The sequence below is a fragment of the Pseudomonas sp. 9.1(2019) genome (genome assembly GCF_009910445.1).
Lineage (GTDB): Bacteria > Pseudomonadota > Gammaproteobacteria > Pseudomonadales > Pseudomonadaceae > Aquipseudomonas > Aquipseudomonas paraversuta.
In genome coordinates this window covers 58,117-81,464 of record NZ_VBWF01000001.1, presented here as the reverse complement: position 1 = coordinate 81,464, position 23,348 = coordinate 58,117, and the positions used below count along the sequence as shown (strand labels likewise).

General features: G+C 57.6%; 20 protein-coding genes and 1 other RNA gene. 10 read left to right on the top strand and 11 right to left on the bottom strand.

The window, feature by feature from the left end; all coding sequences use genetic code 11:
• Nucleotides 1-43: 43 nt before the first annotated feature.
• From FEZ21_RS00360 to FEZ21_RS00325, 8 genes are all read right to left on the bottom strand, one after another.
• Entirely contained in the window at nucleotides 44-1,300 is a 1,257-nt protein-coding gene (locus tag FEZ21_RS00360; RefSeq protein WP_160626195.1) for an integrase domain-containing protein, read from the bottom strand.
• Nucleotides 1,301-1,487: 187 nt separating this feature from the next.
• Nucleotides 1,488-1,879, bottom strand: a transfer-messenger RNA (tmRNA) gene (ssrA, locus tag FEZ21_RS00355).
• A 76-nt stretch (nucleotides 1,880-1,955) separates the two neighbouring features.
• A complete protein-coding gene (locus tag FEZ21_RS00350) occupies nucleotides 1,956-2,255 on the bottom strand; it encodes a hypothetical protein (protein WP_003439557.1) in 300 nt (99 codons plus the stop codon).
• Between the two features lie 230 nt (nucleotides 2,256-2,485).
• Nucleotides 2,486-5,290 (bottom strand): FAD-binding and (Fe-S)-binding domain-containing protein, encoded by a 2,805-nt coding sequence (locus FEZ21_RS00345; protein WP_160626194.1) that lies wholly within the window; start codon nucleotides 5,288-5,290, stop codon nucleotides 2,486-2,488.
• Nucleotides 5,287-5,958 carry a lactate utilization protein gene (locus FEZ21_RS00340; protein ID WP_010656955.1) on the bottom strand — a complete coding sequence of 224 codons (672 nt, stop codon included), beginning with the start codon at nucleotides 5,956-5,958 and terminating at the stop codon, nucleotides 5,287-5,289. Before FEZ21_RS00340 ends, FEZ21_RS00345 begins: the two co-directional genes overlap by 4 nt.
• Nucleotides 5,955-7,415 (bottom strand): LutB/LldF family L-lactate oxidation iron-sulfur protein, encoded by a 1,461-nt coding sequence (locus FEZ21_RS00335; protein WP_003439560.1) that lies wholly within the window; start codon nucleotides 7,413-7,415, stop codon nucleotides 5,955-5,957. The genes FEZ21_RS00340 and FEZ21_RS00335 overlap by 4 nt, the downstream gene beginning before the upstream one ends.
• Nucleotides 7,412-8,236, bottom strand: a complete 825-nt coding sequence (locus tag FEZ21_RS00330; protein ID WP_003439562.1) for a (Fe-S)-binding protein — start codon at nucleotides 8,234-8,236, stop codon at nucleotides 7,412-7,414. Before FEZ21_RS00330 ends, FEZ21_RS00335 begins: the two co-directional genes overlap by 4 nt.
• 139 nt (nucleotides 8,237-8,375) lie before the next feature.
• Nucleotides 8,376-10,070, bottom strand: coding sequence for a lactate permease LctP family transporter (locus tag FEZ21_RS00325; RefSeq protein ID WP_127196821.1), 1,695 nt, complete (start codon nucleotides 10,068-10,070; stop codon nucleotides 8,376-8,378).
• Nucleotides 10,071-10,321: 251 nt separating this feature from the next.
• Between FEZ21_RS00325 and FEZ21_RS00320 the strand changes: the two genes are divergently transcribed.
• Nucleotides 10,322-11,089, top strand: a complete 768-nt coding sequence (locus FEZ21_RS00320; protein ID WP_003439567.1) for a GntR family transcriptional regulator — start codon at nucleotides 10,322-10,324, stop codon at nucleotides 11,087-11,089.
• Nucleotides 11,090-11,149: 60 nt separating this feature from the next.
• Here the strand turns inward: FEZ21_RS00320 and smpB are convergent, their stop codons facing one another.
• Complete coding sequence (gene smpB, locus FEZ21_RS00315) at nucleotides 11,150-11,632, bottom strand: SsrA-binding protein SmpB (RefSeq protein WP_003439570.1); 483 nt, start codon at nucleotides 11,630-11,632, stop codon at nucleotides 11,150-11,152.
• Between the two features lie 140 nt (nucleotides 11,633-11,772).
• On the opposite strand from smpB, the gene FEZ21_RS00310 reads away from it, so the two are divergent.
• The 3 genes from FEZ21_RS00310 to FEZ21_RS00300 are packed head-to-tail and all read left to right on the top strand — an operon-like array spanning nucleotide 11,773 to nucleotide 13,929.
• Nucleotides 11,773-13,176, top strand: a complete 1,404-nt coding sequence (locus FEZ21_RS00310; RefSeq protein WP_003439573.1) for a sodium-dependent transporter — start codon at nucleotides 11,773-11,775, stop codon at nucleotides 13,174-13,176.
• 7 nt (nucleotides 13,177-13,183) lie between these two features.
• Nucleotides 13,184-13,618: a type II toxin-antitoxin system RatA family toxin gene (locus FEZ21_RS00305; protein WP_003439577.1), complete on the top strand. Its 435-nt coding sequence runs from the start codon at nucleotides 13,184-13,186 to the stop codon at nucleotides 13,616-13,618.
• 5 nt (nucleotides 13,619-13,623) lie between these two features.
• The gene (locus FEZ21_RS00300; protein ID WP_127196820.1) at nucleotides 13,624-13,929 is read left to right on the top strand and encodes an RnfH family protein; all 306 of its coding nucleotides are present in this window, start codon (nucleotides 13,624-13,626) and stop codon (nucleotides 13,927-13,929) included.
• Between the two features lie 56 nt (nucleotides 13,930-13,985).
• On the opposite strand, the gene FEZ21_RS00295 is transcribed toward FEZ21_RS00300, so the two are convergent.
• Nucleotides 13,986-14,519, bottom strand: coding sequence for an outer membrane protein assembly factor BamE (locus tag FEZ21_RS00295; RefSeq protein WP_010656958.1), 534 nt, complete (start codon nucleotides 14,517-14,519; stop codon nucleotides 13,986-13,988).
• Nucleotides 14,520-14,616: 97 nt separating this feature from the next.
• Here FEZ21_RS00295 and fur point away from each other — a divergent pair, with 97 nt between their 5' ends.
• The gene (gene fur, locus FEZ21_RS00290; RefSeq protein WP_003439580.1) at nucleotides 14,617-15,030 is read left to right on the top strand and encodes a ferric iron uptake transcriptional regulator; all 414 of its coding nucleotides are present in this window, start codon (nucleotides 14,617-14,619) and stop codon (nucleotides 15,028-15,030) included.
• Between the two features lie 96 nt (nucleotides 15,031-15,126).
• Here the strand turns inward: fur and recN are convergent, their stop codons facing one another.
• Complete coding sequence (recN, locus tag FEZ21_RS00285; protein ID WP_160626192.1) at nucleotides 15,127-16,809, bottom strand: DNA repair protein RecN; 1,683 nt, start codon at nucleotides 16,807-16,809, stop codon at nucleotides 15,127-15,129.
• A gap of 253 nt (nucleotides 16,810-17,062) precedes the next feature.
• Between recN and grpE the strand changes: the two genes are divergently transcribed.
• From grpE to carA, 5 genes are all read left to right on the top strand, one after another.
• Nucleotides 17,063-17,629, top strand: coding sequence for a nucleotide exchange factor GrpE (gene grpE, locus FEZ21_RS00280; protein ID WP_003439582.1), 567 nt, complete (start codon nucleotides 17,063-17,065; stop codon nucleotides 17,627-17,629).
• A 100-nt stretch (nucleotides 17,630-17,729) separates the two neighbouring features.
• A complete protein-coding gene (gene dnaK, locus FEZ21_RS00275) occupies nucleotides 17,730-19,643 on the top strand; it encodes a molecular chaperone DnaK (protein ID WP_003439583.1) in 1,914 nt (637 codons plus the stop codon).
• Between the two features lie 321 nt (nucleotides 19,644-19,964).
• The gene (dnaJ, locus tag FEZ21_RS00270; protein ID WP_003439584.1) at nucleotides 19,965-21,089 is read left to right on the top strand and encodes a molecular chaperone DnaJ; all 1,125 of its coding nucleotides are present in this window, start codon (nucleotides 19,965-19,967) and stop codon (nucleotides 21,087-21,089) included.
• A 10-nt stretch (nucleotides 21,090-21,099) separates the two neighbouring features.
• Entirely contained in the window at nucleotides 21,100-21,906 is an 807-nt protein-coding gene (gene dapB / locus FEZ21_RS00265; RefSeq protein ID WP_160626190.1) for a 4-hydroxy-tetrahydrodipicolinate reductase, read from the top strand.
• 259 nt (nucleotides 21,907-22,165) lie between these two features.
• Nucleotides 22,166-23,302 carry a glutamine-hydrolyzing carbamoyl-phosphate synthase small subunit gene (carA, locus tag FEZ21_RS00260; protein WP_003439586.1) on the top strand — a complete coding sequence of 379 codons (1,137 nt, stop codon included), beginning with the start codon at nucleotides 22,166-22,168 and terminating at the stop codon, nucleotides 23,300-23,302.
• Nucleotides 23,303-23,348 lie beyond the last annotated feature (46 nt).

Sequence of the window (23,348 nt, the reverse complement as noted above, 5' to 3'; positions counted from 1 at the left end):
TCTGATGCGTAATTTTTCGGCCATCTGCGAGTAGGGTGAGCCCTTAGCGTATCTGCACGACGTTGGAGTCCTTGATTTGATTGATCGCAGATGCCGACAGGCTACCCGTTGCGGCCTTCTGAATATGCTCACTCCACCAGGCCATCATCGGGCGTCTTCGCTCAATGTAGTCCGCACGGTTATAGGCGCTTCGAACTTCATCCTTGTCGACATGTGCCAGGGCGACTTCGATCAGTTCGGGATCCCAGCCATGCTCATTCAGGATGGTGCTGGCCATGGAGCGCATGCCGTGGCTGACCAAGCGGTCCTGGAAGCCCATGCGTTTCAACGCCATGTTGGCGGTCTGGCTGTTGGCATGGGTACGCGGATTTCTATCTGCTGGAAACACGTATTCCCTGTGGCCGCTGTGGGGCTTGAGCGCCTCCAGTAACGCGAGTGCCTGTTCGGTCAGCGGGATGGTATGCGGACGACGCTTTTTCATGCGCTCCGGGGGGATGGTCCAGATACGTCTATCGAAGTCGATGTCTGCCCATCGTGTGGTTGCCGCTTCGGCAGGACGGGTCATGGTGTGCAATTGCCATTCGATTAGGCAGCGGGTCGTTCTTTTGATGGCGGCGTTGGCAATTTCCAGCATGAGCTCCGGAAGCTCATCAGGTGGTAGGGCGGCCATATTCTCTTTCTTGGGCTTTTTGAAGACCGCTCGAATACCGCTGAGGGGGTTGGCAAAGATCAGTCCCGAATTTACACCGTAGGTCATGATCTCGTTGAGCCTTTGGCTCAACCGTTTCACAGTCTCGAGACTGCCTTTCGCCTCGATTGGCCGAAGCAGTCCGATGATCATCGGTGCGGTAATTTTCGAAAGCGGCGTTGTTTTCAGGTCCGGAAATACATGCAGTGTGAGCGACCGCCAAATGTCCTCGGCGTACGCTGCGGTGACGGAGTCCTTCTTCAGCTCAAACCAAGCGGTAGCGACGTTCTCAAATGTGTGTTCTGTCTCCGCTCGTTTGGCTTCGTTCTGAATGTTGCGTTGCACCTTGGGATCTATGCCTTGTGCAAGTAGCTCACGTGCTTCAACGACTTTCTTTCGAGCGTTCGCCAACGAGAGCTCTGGATAAGTGCCCAGTCCCATGTTGATACGGTTCTTGGTTATCGGATCGCGATAGTTGAAGTTCCACAGCATCGAGCCATTGCTCCTGACTCGGAGCTGAAGACCGTCACCATCGCTGAGGACGTAATCCTTGTCTTTTGCCTTGACTGCCTTGAGCAGGCGGTCGGAAAGGCGAAGGGCTGGAGCAGGCATGAGAGCTACCTCTGACACCGTTTTGGTATTCCAAAAAATAGCACCGGATGGCTTGGAATACCATTTGGAATACCCAAACGGCTAGAACTCAAAAATCCTCTGCAAAGCCCAGTAGCGCTGAAACCCTTGATTTCACTGGAGTTCAGGCACAAAAAAAGACGTCCGTGGACGTCTTTAGATGTTGAAGTGGTGGAGCCGGGGGGATTTGAACCCCCGTCCGCCAGTACTCCGCTGTCGGTACTACATGCTTAGCCGTATCTATTAAGTTAACCCTCAGCGACCCGAAGGGCAGGGTGCTTTGGGCGAGTTGTGTAAGTTTTAGCCGATTCGTCCACAACGTACTGCACGGCGATCCTGTTCTATATGACAATCACTTCAGGTTTACAGGCATCCCCTAGTGATTGCTGGACCCGAAGGTACCAGGAGGATGGCTAAGGCAGCTTACGCTGCGAGAGCTTGACCCTCGTAGGTTTCGTCATTGGCAACTATAAGTAGTTGCAACAGTGGATTTACGAGTTCTGTTACCAACTCGGCATGCACCTAGAGTTTCGCAACCGGCGTCGAATCCTAAACGGCCCCGATGCTTGCTGTGTATTACCAGCAAGCTAGCGGAGTGTACGCCTTTGCGGCGCAGAAGGCCAACCCCATCAAGGGCTTACTTGCCGTCATCACCACCTTTGTTGTTATCCTGGATACGCTGGAGCAATTGAGTGGTGGTTGAAATGCAGGCTTTGTCATCGCCGCTGGCCTGTTCTTTCTTGGCCTTTTCGTAACCAGCCTTGATGTCGTCGGCGGTGTTTTCACTGGTCTGACCAGAAGTAGCCATGGCGTTTTCAATGCTTTGCAGGTTGATGGCGCACAAATCATCCTTTGCAGGAACGGTTTCAGCCGCAAACACCGGGGAGGCCAACATCACAGCGGAAATAAACAGACCAGCAAGAGCGGTACGCTTCATGGGGAAAACTCCTTGTGTACAGGGTAGGCCCGGTGTCTCCGGACTCGGTTATATGCCCCAAACATTGGGGCCTTAAGCCAATTGACTATAGCTGTGCTCAGGAGTTCTGCCTGTATTTGGCCGCCATGGAATGAGTTTTTTTATGCCCAAAAGTGGGGCGTTTTTTTGAGTGTTCGGCAGGGCGTCCGGGGCGAGCCAGCCTGCATGCCGTCGACGTAAAAAGCTCACTCCTACAGGGTGGTGGTCACCCGGTCCACCAGATACACCAGCCCGTGGTAATCGATTCCGCCATGTTGGCTCAGGCCGATTTCGCAGGTGCGACTGGTGGATATCCCTTCACTGCAATGCTGCACGGCGTCTTTCAGGGTGCGCAGCGAGTGGGCGTTCAGCTCCGGTGTGGTGAAGCCTTTGTCGCCGGCAAATCCGCAGCAATGAATCCCTTCGGGAATCACTACCTGGGTGCTGCACAGCCGTGCAATGTCGATCAGCGCCTGGCTTTCGCCCAGGTGCTGGGTGCTGCAAGTGACATGCACGGCAATCGGCGCGGTCTGCGGGGTGAAGTTCAACTTGTGCACAAGGTGGGTGCGGATAAAACGCACCGGGTCGTACAGGTCCAGGCGCGACTGGTTCAGGTCCTGCACCAGGCGCAAGGTACAAGGGCTGGTGTCGCAGTAGATCGGATCAAGCCCGCCACGGCTGGCATGCAGCAGGGCGCCGATGAGTTCCTGGCGTTTGTGTTCGGCCTGTTCGGCATAGCCTTTGGAGGCAAACGGCTGGCCGCAACACAGGCTGTCCATGTTGTCGGGGAACACTACCTGGTAACCGGCTTTTTCCAGCAGGCCGCGGGTTTTATCCAGAAGCGACATTTGCTCGCTGTCGCCTGCCGCCGGCCCCATCACCCGTGAAACGCACGCGGCCAGATACACCACGCGCGGCCGTGCATCATTGACCGGCGGGCTGAAGCGAATCGGCCGTTCGGGTTGCGGCATGGCGTTGGTCCACAAGGGTACCCGGCCTTTGCTTGCCTTGGTCAGCGCGGCCGAGATTTTGCCCAGCCGCGGCGCACCCAGCAGCATGCGTGCGCCATTGGCGGCGTGCAGCATGAAGCGGGCGCCTTGCAGCGTGGTTGTAAAGTGATTTCCCAGCCAGTCGGCGGTTTTCACGCTGTGGGCGCTGCGGGCCCGGAGTTTTTTCACCAGCTCGCCGGTATTGATACCCACCGGGCAACGCTGCGCGCATAAACCGGTAGCGGCGCAGGTGTCGATGCCCTGGTAGGCGTAAGCTTTTTCCAGTTCTAGGGTGTCGATACCTGCGCGCTTTTTGGCCTGAATGTCGCGCCAGATCACAATCCGCTGGCGCGGGCTGAGGGTCAGGCCTTTTGATGGGCATACCGGCTCGCAGAAGCCGCACTCGATGCATTTATCCACAATCTCGTCAGCGGCGGGCATCGGTTTCAGATGCTTTAGATGGATGTGCGGGTCTTCGCTGAGGACCACGTCAGGGTTGAGAATGCCCTGGGGGTCCAGCAAACGCTTGAGCTGCCACATCAACTGGTAGGCATCGCTGCCCCATTCCAGTTCTACGAAAGGCGCCATGTTGCGCCCGGTGCCGTGCTCGGCTTTGAGCGAGCCGCCAAATTCCACGGCCACCAGTTGCGCCACGTCATCCATAAATGCCTGGTAACGCGCCACTTCTTCGGGGTTGTTGAAACCCTGGGTGAAGACGAAGTGCAGGTTGCCCTCCAGGGCATGGCCAAACAGGATCGCTTCGTCGTAGTGGTGTTTGTCGAACAGCTCGATCAGGCGATTGACGCCGATGGCCAGTTGTTCGACCGGGAAGGTCACGTCTTCGATGATGACCGTGGTCCCGGTTTTGCGCACGGCGCCGACTGCAGGGAAGGTGTCTTTGCGGATCGCCCACAGTTTTGCGTTTTCCACCGGGTCCTCGGTGAAGTCGACTTGTTTCTCGACCGGGAACGCCGCCATCGACGCCATGATTTGCGCCAGTTGTTCGTGCAGTAAGGTCGAGGTTGCGGCACGGGACTCGATCAACAGGGCGCAGGCATTGGCCGACAGCTGTTGTACGAAAGCCGGCATGCCGGGCTTGTCCTGTACCGAGCGCAGGCTGCGACGATCCAGTAGCTCCACGGCGGACACAGGTTGGCTTTTCAGTACGGTGACTGCGTTGCAACAGGTTTCAACGTCGGGGAACACGATCAGCGCCGAGGCTTTATTCGGATGGTCGATTACCGTGTCGTAGGTCACCGAGCTGATGAAGCCCAGCGTGCCTTCGCTGCCCACCAGCAAGTGGCTGAGGATATCCAGCGGGTCATCGAAATCCACCAGGGCGTTGAGCGACAGGCCAGTGGTATTTTTCAGACGGTATTTATGGCGAATTTTGGCAGCCAGTTCGGGATTGGCGCGGGTCTCGCGGGCCAATGTCGCCAGCTGTTCGAGCAATGGAGCATGGCTTTGGCGGAAGTCGGCGACGTTGTTCGCGTCTTCGGTATCGACCCGGGTACCGTCGGCCAGCACCACGCGCAGGCCAGCCAGGGTGTGGTAGGTGTTTTGCGCGGTGCCGCAACACATGCCGCTGGCATTGTTGGCGACGATGCCGCCGATTTTGCAGGCGTTGATCGAGGCCGGGTCGGGGCCGATCTTGCGCCCGAACGGTGCCAGCCAGGCGTTGGCCTGGGCGCCGATAACCCCGGGTTGCAGGCGGATTTGTGTGCCCTGGCCGCGTATTTCCTTGGCGTTCCAGTTATCCCCAAGCACGATCAGCACCGAGTCGCTGATGGCCTGCCCCGACAGGCTGGTGCCGGCGGCGCGAAAAGTCACCGGCACCTGATCGCGACGGGCGAGACGCAGCAGTTCGACCACTTCGTCTTCGGACTCGACGCGGATCACCAGCTTTGGGATCAGCCGATAGAAGCTGGCGTCAGTGCCAAAGGCCAGGGTGGACAGCGGGTCGCTGAAACGGCGGTCCTGCGCGATCAGTTGTTCGACATCACGCACAAAGGCAGCGGGCAGGCTCATGCATCCTCCAGGATCAACACCACCAGGTCTTTCGGGCCGTGGGCGCCGTAGGCCAGCACTTGCTCGATATCGGCGGTTTTCGACGGGCCGGATACCAGTAATGCGTTGGTTGGCATCCCGGCGGCCCAGTTCATCTCTTGCTGCACCTGATAGAAGTTGTCGCGGATTTCGCTGGCCTTGAGCAGGGCGAAATGCACCGGCGGTACCAGGCTCATCAGGCGCGGTTCTTCAGGGGTTGGCCACATGATCAGACTGCCGGTGGCGGCAATTGCGCCCAGGGTCGTGGTCAGGCTGGCCGGGGTGTCATTGAACAGTTCGGCTTTCCATTCTTCCACCGGACGGTTGTAGGCCTTGAGCGGCGCCAACCCGGGATTTCGTTCCCAGTGCGCCGTCACTTTTTGCCCGTGGGCCGTGGTCGGGGCAATCAGCAGGCTCGGCAGTTGACGGTCGGTGACCAATTGCGCCAACAGTGCGGGCCAGTCCTGTTCGGTGCTGAGATGGATTTCGGTGTGCACCGCTTCCATCAGTTTGCGCAGCTGAGGGATGCGTTGTTCCGGGGTATAAGTCCAGGGTTGTGTCACCAGCACTTCGTCGAAGTTGTCAGGCACCGGTGTGGTCCCTGTCAGACTGTTACGCAGTTTGTTGAGGATGTTTTGTCTAGCGCTCATCGCGGGTCTCCCGATTTTTTCGCCAGGTGCTCGCGGGCCATATCGTGCAGGGAGCGGGCTGCGGGTTTGGGGGCACTGTGGTTTTGCGTCCACGGCCCGACATTGCTCGGCGTGAGCCCGCGCAGGCGGGTGGCAGCCTTGAGGAACACGCGGTAGAGGGTGGGAGAGCTATTGAGTCTGGCCCACATGTTCCAGACCAGGCGCTCTTTGCGCGAGTACTTGCTGCCTTGGCCGCGCATGATTCGGGGCGAAGCATCCGGCGCTTTGACGTTCTCTTCGCGCAGGCGGCGCAGCAGGGCCGGGATCGGAATTTTTACCGGGCACACTTCGCCGCAGGCACCGCACAGCGACGACGCGCTGGGGTGATCCGGAACTTTGGCCAGGCCCACCATGTGCGGCGTGATGATTGCACCAATCGGCCCCGGGTAAACCTCGCCGTAGGCATGGCCGCCGATGCGCGTGTATACCGGGCAGTGGTTCATGCAGGCACCACAGCGGATGCAGTTAAGAGTCTGGCGTAACTCGCTGTCGGCAAATGCCTGGCTGCGGCCATTGTCGAGCAGTACCAGATGCACTTCTTCGGGGCCGTCCAGTTCGCCGGGTTTGCGCGGGCCGGAGATCATATTGACGTAGGTGGTGATCGGCTGGCCGAGGGCCGAGCGGGTCAGCAGTGACAGCAGTGGCACCACATCGCGCAGGTTTTCGACGACTTTTTCGATACCGGTGACGGCGATATGCACCGGTGGCACTGTGGTGGACATGCGGCCATTGCCTTCGTTTTCCACCAGCAACAGAGTGCCGGTTTCGGCGACTGCGAAGTTGACGCCGGACACGCCGATGTCAGCTTCAAAGAATTTCTGGCGCAGCACGCGTCGGCCGATCTGGATCAACTGGTCGACGTCTTTGGTGTAGTCCACACCGAGTTTTTCGTGGAACAAGTCAGCCACTTGCCCGGCATTCTTGTGGATCGCCGGCATGATGATGTGGGACGGCTTCTCGTTGTCGAGTTGAACGATGTACTCGCCCATGTCGGACTCAAGACATTCAATGCCCTGGGCGCCGAGCACGTGGTTCATCTCCATCTCTTCGCTGACCATGGACTTGCCTTTGATCACTTGCCTGGCTGAGCGCCGGCGAGCAATGGACATCACGATTTCATTGGCCTGGTCGACGGTTTCGGCCCAATGCACCTGCACGCCGTTGCGAGTCAGGTTGGCTTCCAGTTGTTGCAGCAGGTCGGGCAGTTTGGACAAGGCGCGTGCGCGCACTGCATTGCCCAGGGCTCGCAAGTGTTCGCGTTCATGGGCGTCGCTGAAGGACGCCGCACGTTTGGTCATCAAAGAGTCCATGGCACTGCGAAAGTTGTTTCGCAGTTGCGTGTCGGCCAAGGCTTCGTGGGCGCGCTCGCGAAAGTCTTCTTCAATCGCGACGGTGGGGATCAGTGTGCTGGCGCTCATTGCTGGCCTCCGGTGCGTTGCCACAAGAAGCTGGCAAGATGCTGGCCGCGCAGGGCCTGCTTCTGTTTTTCCAGCGAGCCATTGATATTCATCAGGCAGCCGCAGTCGGCAGTCAGTACCTGATGGGCGCCGGTTTCAATCAAGGAACGGGTCTTGTCGGCGACCATGGCCCCGGAAATATCCGGCATGCGTACGCTGAATGTCCCACCAAAACCGCAGCATTCACTTTCGTGGCTGTGGTCGATACGTTCGACATTACTCAGTTGCGCGAGCATTTCGCGGCCATGCAGGTGGGTGTTCATTTCGCGCCGTGCGGAGCATGAGGTGTGCAGCGCTACTTTGACCGGAGCACCGCTGTCCTTGAATTGCACCTTGCACACAAACAGCAGGAATTCGGTGAGTTCGAAGGTGCGTTCGGCCAGGGCGTGGACCTTGAGCAGGGTTTCGGGTTCGTCCTTGAACAGGTCTTCGTAGTGCTCGCGCAGCATCCCGGCGCAAGAGCCGGACGGCACGACCACGGGATAGTCTTCGGCGAACAATGCCAACTGCGACCGTGCGACTTCGCGGGCCTGATCGGTGTAGCCGGAGGTATAGGCCGGTTGTCCGCAGCAGCTTTGGCCCTGGGGGTAGTCGACTGCGATACCTTCGCGTTCGATCAGGTGAATGGCGTCCATTCCGGCTTCGGGGAAGAACAGGTCCACTACGCAGGTGCCAAACAGATAGACCTTGCGTGGCTTGTGCGAGGGGTATTGGCGAGGTGTCGGGAGGGGCGGGGCGACGCGGGTCGCATTCGGCACGGCGTTGTAAAAAAGCTCGCTCATCAGGCGTCTCCGGGTGGTCCCGGTTATGTGTCCGCGTCAGCAGCTGAAACCGTCTTCAGCCGCCAGGCAGACCGGGTTTGGAATGAATGACGCCGGCGTGCAGGCCGGCGCCTTTTATCGTGCAGTAACCATAGTCTTATTAGTGCACCAGCATGCCGGTGAACCAGTAGGCCTGCGCCAGTGTGATCAGGCCAACGATGGTGGCGAAGAACAGGCTGTGCTTGAGGGTGAAGCGGAACAGGTCGGACTCTTTGCCCACCAGGCCGGTGGCCGCACAGGCTACGGCGATTGATTGCGGGGAAATCATTTTGCCGGTCACGCCGCCGCTGGTATTGGCCGCAACCATCAACACGTCGCTGACGCCGATCTGGTGCGCGGTGGTGGCTTGCAGCGAGCTGAACAGCGCGTTCGAGGAGGTGTCGGAACCGGTCAGGAATACGCCCAGCCAGCCGAGGAACGGCGAGAAGAACGGGAACGCCGCGCCAGTCCCCGCCAGCACCAGAGCCATGGTGGAAGACATGCCCGAGTAGTTGGTGACGAAGGCAAAGGCCAGCACCATGCCGATGGACAGGATCGGCCAGCGCAGTTCGTAGAGGGTCTCTTTGAAAGTGGTAAGACCAGTCTTGATGTCAATTTTCAGGATCAGCATCGAGATCAATGCAGAGAAGAAAATCGCTGTGCCGGTTGCTGAAATCGGGTCCAGTTTGAACACGGCAGCAATGGCGGTCGGTGCGTTTACGATGGGTGCGGTTTTGATCACTAGTTGATCAAGGTGCGGAATGGCGAAGTTGAACACCCAGCCATACATCGCGCCGCCCGGGGAGAACAGGGCCTTGAACGGTTTGAGGGTCCAGATGGTGACCAGAACGGTGAGGATCAGGAACGGCGACCAGGCTTTGAGAATCTGCATCAGGCTGTAAGGCGAAGCCATGAGGTTGCTCGGTTTGCCGAAACCTCCTGCGCTGGCGGTCACGATTACATCAGAGGAGACGCCTGCGATCTGTGCGCCTGCAGTCCGTTTTGGCTGCCAGACTTTCAGGAACAAGGTCAGGCTGACCAGGCTGGCGAGGGCCGAGGTAATGTCCGGCAGCTCAGGGCCAATGAAGTTCGAGGTGAAGTACTGGGTGACGGCGAAGCTCAAGCCGGCCACCAGGGCTGCCGGCCAGGTTTCACGCACGCCGCGCAGGCCGTCCATCATGAATACCAGCCAGAAGGGTACGAACAGCGACAGCAATGGCAACTGACGGCCAGCCATGGCGCCGATCTTGAACGAGTCGATGCCCGTCACCTGGCCCGCCACGATGATCGGAATGCCCAGTGCGCCGAACGCTACGGGGGCGGTGTTGGCAATCAGGCACAGGCCCGCCGCGTACAGCGGGTTGAAGCCCAGGCCTACGAGCAGTGCGGCAGTAATGGCTACCGGCGCGCCGAAACCGGCTGCACCTTCGAGGAAGGCACCGAAGCAGAAGCCAATCAGCAGCACTTGCAGGCGCTGGTCATCGGTGATCGACAGTACCGAACTGCGGATGATTTCGAACTGACCACTTTTAACCGTCAGTTTGTAGAGGAACACCGCGGCAACGATGATCCAGGCAATTGGCCAGAGGCCATAGGCAAATCCATAGCCGGCAGCTGCGAAGGCCATGTCGACAGGCATCTGGAAGGCAAAGATGGCCACCACAATGGACAGGGCAAGGGTAATGCTCCCGGCGACGTGTCCTTTGAGACGGAACACGGCCAGAGCCAGGAAGAAAAACACGATCGGAATGACAGCCGCGAGAGCGGACAGGCCGAGGCTGCCGAGCGGGCTATAGAGCTGTTGCCAGGTTTGCATATGGGGTGGCCCCTAATTGTTATTGGTCGAGCGTGCTTGGATAATTGGTATTACCAATTTACAACCGCTACCGGCTAGGGTAAAAGCCTTATGCGGTATGTGTCAATTTGCCGCTCTTAAATCTTTTGTCGGGGTGTTCGTGTTCAGTGCATCTGATGGGGCCGGAGCGGCGCTTCTGATGGGTGTGCGGATTGCGCCAATCGGCGAGAATAGCGGCCCCCGGCGCTCGGTCGGGAGGGTGGAGAGCAGTTATGGGGTTTGATCAAATTCGTCAGCGCCGTTTGTCGGACGATATTGTCGAGCAGCTTGAGGGCATGATCCTTGAGGGAACGTTGAAGTCAGGCGAGCGCTTGCCGGCTGAGCGTGCGCTGGCGGAGCAGTTTGGTGTGTCGCGCCCGTCGTTGCGCGAGGCCATTCAAAAGCTGTCGGCCAAAGGTTTGCTGGTCAGTCGCCAGGGCGGCGGCAATTATGTGGCGACTGCGCTGGGTTCGACCTTTAGTGATCCGTTGTTGCAATTGCTGGAGAGCAATCCCGAAGCGCAGCGCGATTTACTGGAGTTTCGCCATACCCTTGAGGCCTCATGTGCCTTTTACGCGGCATCGCGCGCCACCGAGATGGATCGCGAGCGTCTGCGCCTGGCCTTTGAGCAGTTGCAGGATTGTTATGCGCGGGTCGATGAAGTGAGTCGCGCCGAGGAGGGCGAGGCGGATGCCAACTTCCATCTGGCTATTGCCGAAGCCAGTCATAACGCAGTGTTGCTGCACACCATTCGGGGCTTGTTCGACCTGCTCAAGCGCAACGTGGTGACCAACATCGGGGGTATGTACAAGCAGCGCAGTGAAACGCGCGACATGCTGATCAGTCAGCATCGCGAGTTGTATCTGGCGATTATCGAGGGGCGTGCAGAGGATGCCCGGGAAGTGGCGAGCCGGCACCTGGTGTACGTGCAGGAAGTGCTGGAAGAAGTGCGTCAGGAAGTTCAGCGCATGGCGCGGGCTGAGCGGCGTAACGGGTTGTAAGGGGCCAAACCTGCAGGAGCGAGGCAAGCTCGCTCCTGCAGATAATAGGGGCAGGGAGGTTTAGTCTTCCTTGCCCTTGTTGCGCACTGCACGCTGCAGTTCGCGATCGGAGTCGCGCTCACGCTCGGTATGGCGCTTGTCGTATTCCTTCTTGCCTTTACCCAGGGCAATTTCGCACTTGATCAAGTGCTTGCTCCAGTAAAGCGAGAGGCAGACGCAGGCGTAACCCTTCTGCTGCACCGCGGCAAACAGCTTTTCCAGCTCGCGCTGGTTAAGCAGCAGTTTGCGGCTGCGCGTCGGGTCGGCAATAACGTGGGTGCTGGCTGTCGTCAGGGGGGCAATATGGCTGCCAAGCAGCCAGGCTTCACCGTCCTTGAGTAGCACATAGCTGTCGACCAGCTGTGCCTTGCCTGCACGCAGACTTTTTACTTCCCAGCCGGCCAGGACCAGACCAGCCTCGAACCGATGTTCGATGAAGTAATCGTGTCGCGCTTTTTTATTCTGCGCGATGGTCCCTGTGGGGTGTTTCTTCTGTTTAGCCATAGGGCCGGCATTATAGGCAGTTGCTAGCGTGTCGGCTACGGCCAACCTGCGAGTTTGTGCGTGCAGGACTGCGTGCTTGAGCGCGTAGGGTGATTCCCGGACAATGCGCCCTCTTTTTTTAGTGGTTGGGCGTAGTAACGATGTCGACAGACAAGGTTTCTGTCCACGGCAGTTGGGCAAGCCGTTGGGTCTTTATTTTCGCTGCGACCGGTTCTGCCGTGGGTCTGGGCAGTATCTGGAAATTCCCTTACATGGTGGGCGTCTACGGTGGCGGTGCTTTTGTATTGGTGTTTCTGGCCTGTATCGCGCTGATTGGTGTGCCGGTGATGCTGGCTGAAACCCTGATCGGTCGGCGGGCGCGACTGAGTCCGGCAAATGCCTTGAAGGTATTGGCGGTGGAGGCCGGGCATTCCGGGCGTTGGTCCTGGGGGGCTTTTGCCGGGATGATCACGGCACTGCTGATCCTGTCTTTTTATAGTGTGGTCGGCGGCTGGTCGCTGGATTACATCATCAATATGGGCAAGGGCGACTTTCAGGGCGCGACGGCTGATCAGGTGGGTGCTTACTTCGGTGGCGTGATAGCCGACCCATGGCGCCTTACGTTCTGGCATACAGCGTTCATGCTTCTGTCAGCGTTTGTGATCGCCAGGGGGGTGGTAGCGGGTCTTGAGCGCAGTTTGCGGATCATGATGCCTATTCTGTTTGTACTGTTGCTGGTGCTGCTGGGTTACAGCATGACCACGGGGCACTTCATGGAGGGCGTGCATTTCATGTTCGACTTCAACCCCGACCGGGTGCTCGACGGCTTGCTGGCGGCAATGGGGCATGCGTTCTTTTCGCTCAGTGTTGGCGTGGGTTCTATCATGATCTACGGTGCATATATGCCGAAAAACGCATCGATTTCCGGGACGGTTGTCGGTGTGGCGCTGATCGATACCTTTGTCTCATTGCTGGCCGGACTGGCATTGTTTCCAATTGTATTCGCTTCGGGTTTGAACCCGAGCGAAGGCCCAGGGCTGATGTTTGTGACCTTGCCGTTTGCCTTTGGCAACGTAGCGTTCGGTCAGTTGATGGGGGTGGTGTTCTTTGTTCTGGTGGCCGTGGCAGCCTGGAGTTCGGCTATCTCACTGCTGGAGCCGATGGTGGCTTACCTCGTTGAGCGGACCCGGGTCAGGCGCCTTTGGGTCACGTTCTGGCTGGCCTTTACCTGCTGGTTCGTCGGTCTGGGTACGGTGTTTTCGTTCAATATCTGGAAGCAGGCCAAGTTTTTCGTGAGCGAAGAATCAGGTTTTCACCTGTACCAATGGGGGGCTGCCAGCGGTCTGGACTTCTTTGGTGTCGTTGATTTCTTCACCTCGCGTATCATGCTGCCTTTAGGCGGGCTGTGCTTTGTGGTCTTTGCAGGCTGGATCATGGGGCGTGGCGCGGTACGCGACGAGTTGTCGATGCGCAGCCCGGCGATGTTCACCCTGACTCTTTTCTTGATGCGCTATGTGGCGCCACTCGGCATTCTGATTGTGTTTGCCGCCCAGCTGTGGAAGTAACGCTGACATGACTACCCATATCCAACGCTCCGCCTTGCTGCCTTATCCGGCGCAGGCTCTTTATGACCTGGTTAACGATGTTGCGAGTTATCCGGAGTTCTTGCCGTGGTGTTCATCGGCCGAAATTCTTGAAAGCACCGAGGTGCTGATGCGCGCCAGCCTGGGTGTGGCCAAGGGCGGTTTGAGCCAGCACTTTGTGACGCGTAACACGCTGGTGCCGGGGCAATCCATTGAGATGAATCTGGAAGAGGGGCCATTCACCAAGTTGCACGGCCTCTGGGTGTTCAAGCCATTGGGCGAGAAAGCCTGCAAGATCAGCCTGGATATGACGTTTGATTACGCCGGGGCGATTGTGAAGGCGACCTTGGGGCCGTTGTTCAATCAGGCCGCCAATACGCTGGTAGATGCGTTTTGCCAGCGCGCCAAGCAGTTGTATGGCTGACTCTGATGATTGATGTTGAGGTTGTCTACGCGGCTGTCGATCGTCAGCGCTTGCTGGTTTTGGCGGTGCCGCAAGGCACTACTTTACGGGCGGCGGTGCTGGCGTCGGGTATGGATAGCGAGTTTGCGGAGCTGGATCTGCTGAATTGCCCTGTGGGGATTTTCGGCAAGCAGGTCGCAGCGCCAGACAGCCATGTATTGCAGGCCGGTGATCGGGTTGAAATTTATCGTCCTTTGCTGGCCGACCCTAAAGAAATCCGGCGCCAGCGTGCAGCCAAAGCGGCTGAAGCCAAGCGCCTGAGCCAGCTGTAAGCACTTTAGACAGACAACAAAAAGCCCGGCATGCCGGGCTTTTTTGTGCCGAACCTTTATTGTTCGGTTGTATCCAGAGGCGCTGGAGTCGGTACAGGTACCGCTTTGACTCCATCGACGTCTTTCTGGATCTGATCGAGCAGCGAGCCAGGTTTAGGTGGCTCATCGCTATTCTCGCTCGGGGCAGTCTCAGGCACTGGCGGGGTGGTTTCACCCGGGGCAGTGTCTTTGCCGAGAATTGCCTCGTCGCGGCTCACGCCAGGCTTGAAATCGCCTGACAAGCTGATGAGCTGGTCGTTTTCGTTGAAGAACACGCTCACGCGTTCTTGTTGGCGTTCACCGCCACCGGGTTGCAGGCTATACAAATAATCCCAACGATCCGGATGGAATGTATCGGTCAGCAGGGCGTTGCCCATGATAAACCGCACTTGCCGGCGGGTCATTCCCGGGCGTAACTGGTTTATCATGTCCTGCGTGACGACATTGCCCTGCTGGATGTCGATTTTGTAAACCCCGGGGAATGAACAACCGGCGAGTGCGAGCAGTCCCACAAAGGTGAAACTGGTTAGCAAGAGCTTGGTGTTTTGCATCGGTGGGCGACTTCCACTATCTTGGCTGGGACAACGTAAACGCCGATCATACCCGTATTAAGAGAAGCTGCGAAGCGCTTCCGCGAGAAAGCTAACCATGGTTGAAAATAGCGAACTACGTAAGGCCGGACTTAAGGTGACTCTGCCACGAGTCAAGATTCTACAAATGCTTGACTCTGCCGAGCAGCGTCACATGAGTGCCGAGGATGTTTACAAGGCATTGATGCAAGCTGGCGAAGACGTCGGTCTGGCCACGGTCTACCGTGTACTGACGCAGTTTGAGTCCGCAGGGCTGGTGATTCGCCATAATTTTGATGGCGGTCATGCAGTCTTTGAATTGGCCGATGCCGACGGCGGACACCACGACCACATGGTCAACGTGGACAGTGGTGAAGTGATCGAGTTTTTCGACGAAGACATCGAAAAACTGCAACATGCCATCGCCGCCAAACATGGCGTCGAGCTGGTAGATCACAATCTGGTGCTGTACGTACGCAAGAAAACTAAATAAGCATGTCGCGCGAACCCCGGTTCGCGAAACCAACGAAGGCGACCCCAGGGTCGCCTTCGTGCTGTCTGAATCTTGGTGTTTGTTGACCGTTCGTCGTTAAGCTGCCAGGTTTTTTGCTGTGACCACCATTTTCTTGGCATGAGCCAATGATTCTTTGGTCAGATCGATGCCGCCGAGCATGCGCGCGACTTCTTCTACTCGCTCTTTTTGACTGAGTTTCGACACAGCGGTGCGTGTGGTTTCGCGCTCGCGAACCTTGTGTACGAAAAGGTGTTGGTGGCATTGGGCTGCCACTTGCGGCAGGTGGGTGACCGTCAGCACCTGGCCGCGCTCGCCAAGCCTGCGCAGCAACTGGCCAACGATTTCAGCAGTTGGGCCGCCGATGCCCACGTCGACTTCGTCGAATACCAGGGTGGGTACGCGTGAGGTTTGTGCGGTGATGACCTGGATGGCCAGGCTGATGCGTGACAGTTCGCCGCCAGAGGCCACCTTGGCCAGGGCTTTAAGAGGCTGGCCGGGGTTGGCGCTGACCAGCAGTTCAACTTGCTCCAGACCGTGGGGCATCGGGTCGGTGCTGTTTTGTGGGCGCAACTCGATGACGAAGCGGCCGCCTGGCATGCCCAGGCGCTGGATTTCTTCTTCTACTGCACTGCTCAGCTGTGTTGCCGCATGGGCACGCAAACCGCTGAGTTCGCGTGCGCACTCCTGATAGTGGCGGGTGTACGCGGTCAGTTCATTGTTCAGGCGTTCAATGGACTCATCGTTGGCGTTGAGGGTTTCGATCTCTTCCAGTAGCCGTTGCTGCAGGGCGGCAACGTCATTTGGCTGGACGCGGTGTTTGCGTGCCAGGGTGTAGATGGTGTCCAGTCGCTCTTCGAGGTACTGCAGGCGGCCCGGGTCAGCATCAAAATGATCGAGGAAACGGTTAAGTTCGCCCACGGCCTCTTCGACTTGAATTTGTGCGCTGGCCAGCAGGTCGGTTGCTTCGCTCAGCGAGCCGGAGTTGTTGTTGATGCTCGACAGGCGATTCAGGCTCACGGTCAGCGCGTTGAGTACGTTGCCGGAATCGTTTTCGCTGCACTGTTCAACCACCTGGCGGCAGATAGTCAGCAGGGTTTCGGCGTTGGTCAGGTTCTTGTGTTCCTGCTCCAGCTCTTCCAGTTCGTTTTCGCCCAGCGAGAGGGTTTCGAGTTCTTCGAGCTGGTAGCTCAGCAGTTGGTGGCGTGCGCGCTGTTCGTCACCCGAGTTGGACAGGTGCTCGAGTTCCTGGCGGGTCTGGCGCCAGCGTTGTGCTGCCAGATGGACCTGGCGGGCCAGATCGGTGGCACCCGCATACTCGTCCAGCAAGCGGCGATGGGTGTCGGGTTTGAGCAGCGACTGGTGTTCGTGCTGGCTGTGGATATCGATCAACAACTCGCCCAGGGCTTTCAGGTCGCCTTGAGGGCAGGGTGTGCCATTGATGTAGCCGCGTGAGCGTCCTTCGGCGGTGATCACTCGGCGCAGGATGCACGGGCCTTCAGCCTCGAGATCGCGTGCGGCAAGCCATGCCCGGGCTTCGGGGATATCCTGCAGGTCGAAGGTGGCCAGGATGTCGGCCTTTTCGGCTCCGGGGCGAACTACGCCACTGTCGGCGCGGTCACCCAGGGTAAGGCCGAGCGCATCGAGCATGATCGATTTACCGGCACCGGTCTCGCCAGTGATTACACTCATCCCGCGATCCAGTTCAAGATCGAGATGTTCAACGATGGCGTAGTTATGTACGGACAGGTGCACCAGCATAGGAGCTGCTCCAAAACGTAATGTCTGGTTATTTATACAGTGTTTTGTTTCGTGCTGACAATGCCTTCGTTTAGTTCGATTTGCTTGGTCATTTTGCTTTTTTAGGTCGTTTCGATTGTCCAGCCGGGGCTTTTGCTCGAGGGGAAAGACCACACTTACTGCTTTTTGGCTCTTGAACCTGAAAATTGCGACCCCATATACCTTGGCAGAAGCGCGAGTCGAGCTCGCGGACAAAGTTTGAAAGGAGAAATCTATGGCAGACGAACAGACTATGGATACGCAGAATCAAGACGCTAATCAGGCTGCTGATGCAGGAAGCGAAGATCTGGTATCCCGCGTGCAAGTGCTTGAAGAGCAGCTGGCGGCCGCTAATGATCAGGCTTTGCGCGTAGCTGCCGATCTACAGAACGTTCGCCGCCGTGCAGAACAGGATGTTGAAAAAGCACACAAATTTGCACTGGAAAAATTTGCTGGCGACCTGTTGCCGGTAATCGACAGTCTGGAACGCGGCCTTGAGCTGTCGAACCCGGACGACGAAAGCATTCGTCCAATGCGTGAAGGGATCGAGCTGACCCTGAAAATGTTCCAGGACACCCTGAAACGTTATCACCTGGAAGCTATCGATCCACACGGCGAGCCCTTCAATGCCGAGCATCACCAGGCGATGGCAATGCAGGAAAGCGCTGACCTGGAGCCAAACAGTGTGCTCAAGGTGTTTCAAAAAGGTTATCAGCTCAATGGTCGCTTGCTGCGCCCGGCTATGGTCGTAGTCAGCAAGGCTCCAGCGCCGGTTTCGCCATCGATTGACGAGCAGGCTTGAAATCGGCCGCAAGGCCCCCATTTAGAAGTCAAGCGTTAAGTAATGCCGCAGTTGGTCATTACTGCTGCGGCAAAAAAATTCAAATTTAGGGAGAGTTAACATGGGCAGAATTATCGGTATTGACCTCGGGACCACCAACTCGTGTGTTTCGGTTCTGGAAAACGGTAAAGCAAAAGTTATCGAAAACGCTGAAGGCGCGCGTACTACGCCGTCGATCGTTGCGTATGCCAACGATGGCGAAATTCTCGTTGGCCAGTCGGCCAAGCGTCAGGCAGTGACCAATCCGCATAACACCCTGTACGCGGTGAAGCGTCTGATCGGTCGTCGTTTTGACGAAGAAGTTGTGCAGAAAGACATTCAGATGGTTCCGTACAAGATCGCCAAGGCTGACAACGGCGACGCTTGGGTTGAAGTGAACGGCCAGAAAATGGCTCCGCCACAAATCTCGGCTGAAATTCTGAAGAAAATGAAGAAGACCGCCGAAGACTACCTCGGCGAGCCAGTGACTGAAGCGGTTATCACCGTTCCGGCCTACTTCAACGACAGCCAGCGTCAGGCGACCAAAGACGCCGGCCGTATCGCGGGTCTGGACGTAAAACGCATCATCAACGAACCAACCGCTGCTGCTCTGGCTTACGGTATGGACAAAGCGAAAGGCGACCACACTGTCATCGTTTATGACCTGGGTGGCGGTACTTTCGACGTGTCGGTAATTGAAATTGCCGAAGTGGATGGCGAGCACCAGTTTGAAGTGCTGGCGACCAACGGTGACACGTTCCTGGGTGGTGAAGACTTTGACATCCGTCTGATCGACTACCTGGTTGACGAGTTCAAGAAAGAAAGCGGCATGAACCTCAAAGGTGACCCGCTGGCGATGCAGCGTCTGAAAGAAGCTGCTGAAAAAGCCAAGATCGAACTGTCTTCGAGCCAGTCGACCGACGTGAATCTGCCGTACATCACTGCAGATGCCACCGGTCCTAAGCACTTGAACGTTAAGATTTCCCGCGCCAAGCTGGAATCGCTGGTTGAAGACCTGGTTCAGCGCACCATCGAGCCTTGCCGCACTGCACTGAAAGACGCCGGTATCGACGTTGGCGCGATCAACGACGTGATCCTGGTCGGTGGTCAGACTCGCATGCCGCTGGTACAGAAGCTGGTAACCGAGTTCTTCGGCAAGGAAGCACGTAAAGACGTGAACCCGGACGAAGCTGTTGCAATGGGTGCTGCTATCCAGGGCGCAGTATTGGCCGGTGATGTGAAAGACGTTCTGTTGCTGGACGTGAGCCCGCTGACTTTGGGTATCGAAACCATGGGTGGCGTAATGACTGCCCTGATCGAGAAAAACACCACGATTCCTACCAAGAAATCGCAAGTGTTCTCGACTGCTGACGATAACCAGGGCGCAGTGACCATTCACGTGCTGCAAGGCGAGCGCAAGCAAGCCGCTCAGAACAAGTCGTTGGGCAAGTTCGACCTGGCTGACATTCCACCAGCTCCACGTGGCGTGCCTCAGATCGAAGTAACCTTCGACATCGATGCCAACGGCATCCTGCACGTAAGTGCAAAAGACAAGGCGACTGGCAAGTCTCAGTCCATCGTGATCAAGGCTAACTCGGGTCTGTCCGAGGAAGAAATTGCTCAGATGGTTCGTGACGCTGAAGTCAACGCTGAAGAAGACCGCAAGTTCGAAGAGCTGGCAGCTGCACGTAACCAGGGCGACGCACTGGTTCACTCGACTCGTAAAATGATCGCTGATGCTGGCGATAAAGTGACCGCAGAAGAGAAAGTTGCAATCGAAGCTGCAGTAGTTGCACTTGAAGCCGCTGTTAAAGGCGATGACAAGGCTGCTATCGAAGCCAAGGTTGAAGAGCTGTCCAAGGTGTCTGCTCCGGTCGCACAGAAAATGTACGCCGAGCAAGCGAACCCGGCAGACGCAGCGGCCAAGCCTGCTGAAGAAGCCAAGGCTGACGACGTTGTCGACGCCGAGTTCGAAGAAGTAAAAGACAACAAGTAATTAGCTTGTTGGTCGGCCGGTTGACCGTGCATTAGCGGTGACTGGTAGGATGTCGCCGCGCGGGAGCTTGCTCCCGCGTTGGCGTGTCTGGAGTAGAGGAATTTTTACAGCATGCGACATGGTCGAATGCTTGCGGTTGGGTCCGGATCTTTTTTATTTCCGCTTGGCTGTAACCGCTCCTGTTGGCCGATGCATTGGCTGTTAATCAGAAACCAATATCGTTGAAAAAGACGTGAGTCGGGCTTGGTCTTTACTGGGGTCCGGCGGGTTTGGTGAGGCTCGGGAGGGTTTTGCCGAACGTCCTTGAGAGTGCAAAGAATTATGGCAAAGCGCGATTATTACGAAATATTGGGTGTTGAACGTACTACCACTGAAGTGGAGTTGAAGAAGGCATATCGTCGCCTCGCAATGAAGCATCACCCGGATCGCAATCCGGATGACAAGGCTTCCGAAGAGTTGTTCAAGGAAGCCAACGAGGCTTACGAAGTTCTGTCGGACTCCAGTAAGCGTGCCGCCTATGATCAATACGGCCATGCCGGTGTTGATCCGCAAATGGGTGGCGGCGGTGCCGGTTTTGGCGGGCAGAACTTCTCCGATATTTTCGGCGATGTGTTCAGTGATTTCTTCGGCGGTGGTCGCGGTGGCTCCCGGGGCGGCGCTCAGCGGGGCAGCGATTTGCGCTACACGCTGGAGCTGGATCTGGAAGAGGCCGTACGCGGTACCACGGTCAATATTCGTGTGCCGACGCTGGTCAACTGCAAACCATGCGATGGTTCGGGTGCCAAGAAAGGTTCTTCGCCGGTTACCTGTACGACCTGTGGCGGTATTGGCCAGGTGCGCATGCAGCAGGGCTTTTTTGCTGTGCAGCAGACCTGTCCGCGTTGCCACGGTCAGGGCAAGATCATTTCTGATCCGTGCGACAGCTGCCGTGGCGAAGGCCGCGTAGAGGAATACAAAACCCTTTCCGTAAAAGTGCCTGCGGGCGTAGATACGGGCGACCGGATTCGTCTTTCGGGCGAAGGCGAGGCGGGTGTGCAGGGCGGGCCGACCGGCGATCTGTACGTGGTGATCGAGGTGCGTGAGCACGCGATCTTCCAGCGCGACGGCAAGCATCTGTTCTGTGAAGTACCGATCAACTTTGCCGATGCTTCGCTGGGTGCCGAGATTGAAGTGCCGACCCTGGATGGCCGGGTCAAGCTGAAGATTCCGGAAGGCACGCAAACCGGCAAGCAGTTCCGTCTGCGTGGCAAGGGTGTTGCTCCGGTACGTGGCGGCGGCGCTGGTGACTTGATGTGCCGTGTGGTGATCGAGACGCCGGTGAAACTGAGCCGTCGTCAGCGTGAGCTGATGGAAGAGTTCCGTTCGACACTCGAAGGCGATAGTAGTCATTCGCCGAACGCAACCGGCTGGTTCGAAGGCGTGAAGCGCTTCTTCGGCGATTTGTAAGGAGCGGGACATGCGACGTATGGCTGTGATGGGCGCTGCTGGGCGCATGGGTAAGAGCTTGGTCGATGCGGTGCAGCAGCGCTCACCAGTGTGCGGGCTGACGGCGGCCATCGTGCGCCCGGGCAGCTCCCTGGTGGGGGCGGATGCCGGTGAGCTGGCCTCTATCGGGCGTATCGGTGTGCCGTTGTCGGAAAACCTGCAAGTGGTCGCGGCTGATTTCGACGTACTGATCGATTTCACCCTGCCTGAGGTAATGCTGGCCAACCTGGCCGTGTGTCGCCAGTTGGGCAAGGCCATGGTGATCGGTACTACGGGGTTGAATGCCGAACAAAAGCAGTTGCTGGTTGAAGCTGGCCAGGATATTGCGATTGTTTTTGCCTCCAACTTCAGTGTGGGCGTCAACCTGTCGTTCAAGCTGCTGGATATGGCGGCACGGGTGATGGGTGAAGATGCTGATATCGAAATCATCGAAGCTCATCACCGGCACAAGGTCGACGCGCCTTCGGGAACCGCGATGCGCATGGGTGAGGTCATTGCCAGTGCATTGGGGCGTGACCTGCAGCAGGTGGCGGTCTATGGTCGCGAAGGTCACACCGGCGCCCGCGAGCGCGAAACCATCGGTTTTGCGACAGTTCGGGGCGGTGATGTGGTGGGGGATCATACGGTTCTGTTTGCGACCGAGGGCGAGCGTCTTGAGATCACCCACAAGGCATCCAGCCGCATGACCTTCGCCAAGGGTGCCGTTCGTGCTGCGCTGTGGCTCGACGGGCGTGAGCCCGGGCTGTATGACATGCAGGATGTGCTCGACCTGCGTTGAGTTGTCTCTGTAAAATCAGGCTGTTGGCGCGCCGGCAGCCTGACTTTTAACCGCTAAGCGATGTTCTGTCGCATTCCTCTGCCTTTTAGGCTCTTTAGCGGTAGACCAAAAAAGCCTTTTTCTGTAAGCTACAGCTTTAGTGTGTCCACTAAAAGCGCGCAGATAATTCGATGAAGAAGCGGGGTGACGTGTCCATACGTCACTCCGCTTTTTTACAACCTGCGATCGCCCTTTCAGGCTTTATTTACGGGAGGTCTTCTTGACTAAGCAAGCCATACTCGCCCTCGCTGATGGCAGCATTTTTCGCGGCGAAGCCATTGGAGCCGACGGTCAGACCGTTGGAGAGGTGGTGTTTAACACCGCAATGACTGGCTACCAGGAGATCTTGACGGATCCATCCTACGCTCAGCAAATCGTTACCCTGACTTACCCGCATGTTGGCAATACCGGTACTACGCCGGAAGATGCCGAGTCTGATCGTGTCTGGTCCGCAGGTCTGGTTATTCGTGATCTGCCACTGGTTGCCAGCAACTGGCGCAACACGATGTCGCTTTCCGATTACCTGAAAGCCAACAATGTTGTCGCTATCGCAGGTATCGATACCCGTCGCCTGACCCGCATTTTGCGTGAGAAAGGTGCACAGAACGGCTGCATCATGGCCGGCGACAACATTTCTGACGAAGCTGCCATTGCTGCTGCGCGCGGCTTCCCGGGCCTGAAAGGCATGGATCTGGCGAAAGTTGTCAGCACCGAGAAGGCTTACGAGTGGCGCTCCAGTGTCTGGAACCTGGCCACCGATAGCCATCCGACAATTGAAGCTTCCGAGCTGCCTTATCACGTAGTTGCCTACGACTACGGCGTAAAGTGGAACATCCTGCGCATGCTGGTTGAGCGTGGCTGCCGCGTCACTGTTGTGCCGGCACAAACTCCGGCCAGCGACGTACTGGCACTGAATCCGGATGGTGTGTTCCTGTCCAACGGCCCGGGTGATCCGGAGCCATGCGACTACGCAATCACGGCTATTCAGGAAGTGCTGAAAACCGAAATTCCGGTGTTCGGTATCTGCCTGGGACACCAGTTGCTGGCTCTGGCGTCCGGCGCCAAGACGGTGAAAATGGGTCACGGCCACCACGGTGCGAACCACCCGGTTCAGGATCTGGACACGGGCGTTGTGATGATCACCAGTCAGAACCACGGTTTTGCGGTTGATGAAGCGACTTTGCCGGCCAACGTGCGCGCAATCCACAAGTCGCTGTTTGACGGCACCTTGCAAGGTATCGAGCTGACCGACAAGAGCGCTTTCAGCTTCCAGGGTCACCCTGAAGCCAGCCCTGGCCCGAACGACGTAGCGCCGCTGTTCGATCGTTTCATCAATGAGATGGCCAAGCGCCGCTGATCATACCCTTGTGCTAGTACCCAGTGCCGGCCCCGGACTCCGGCGG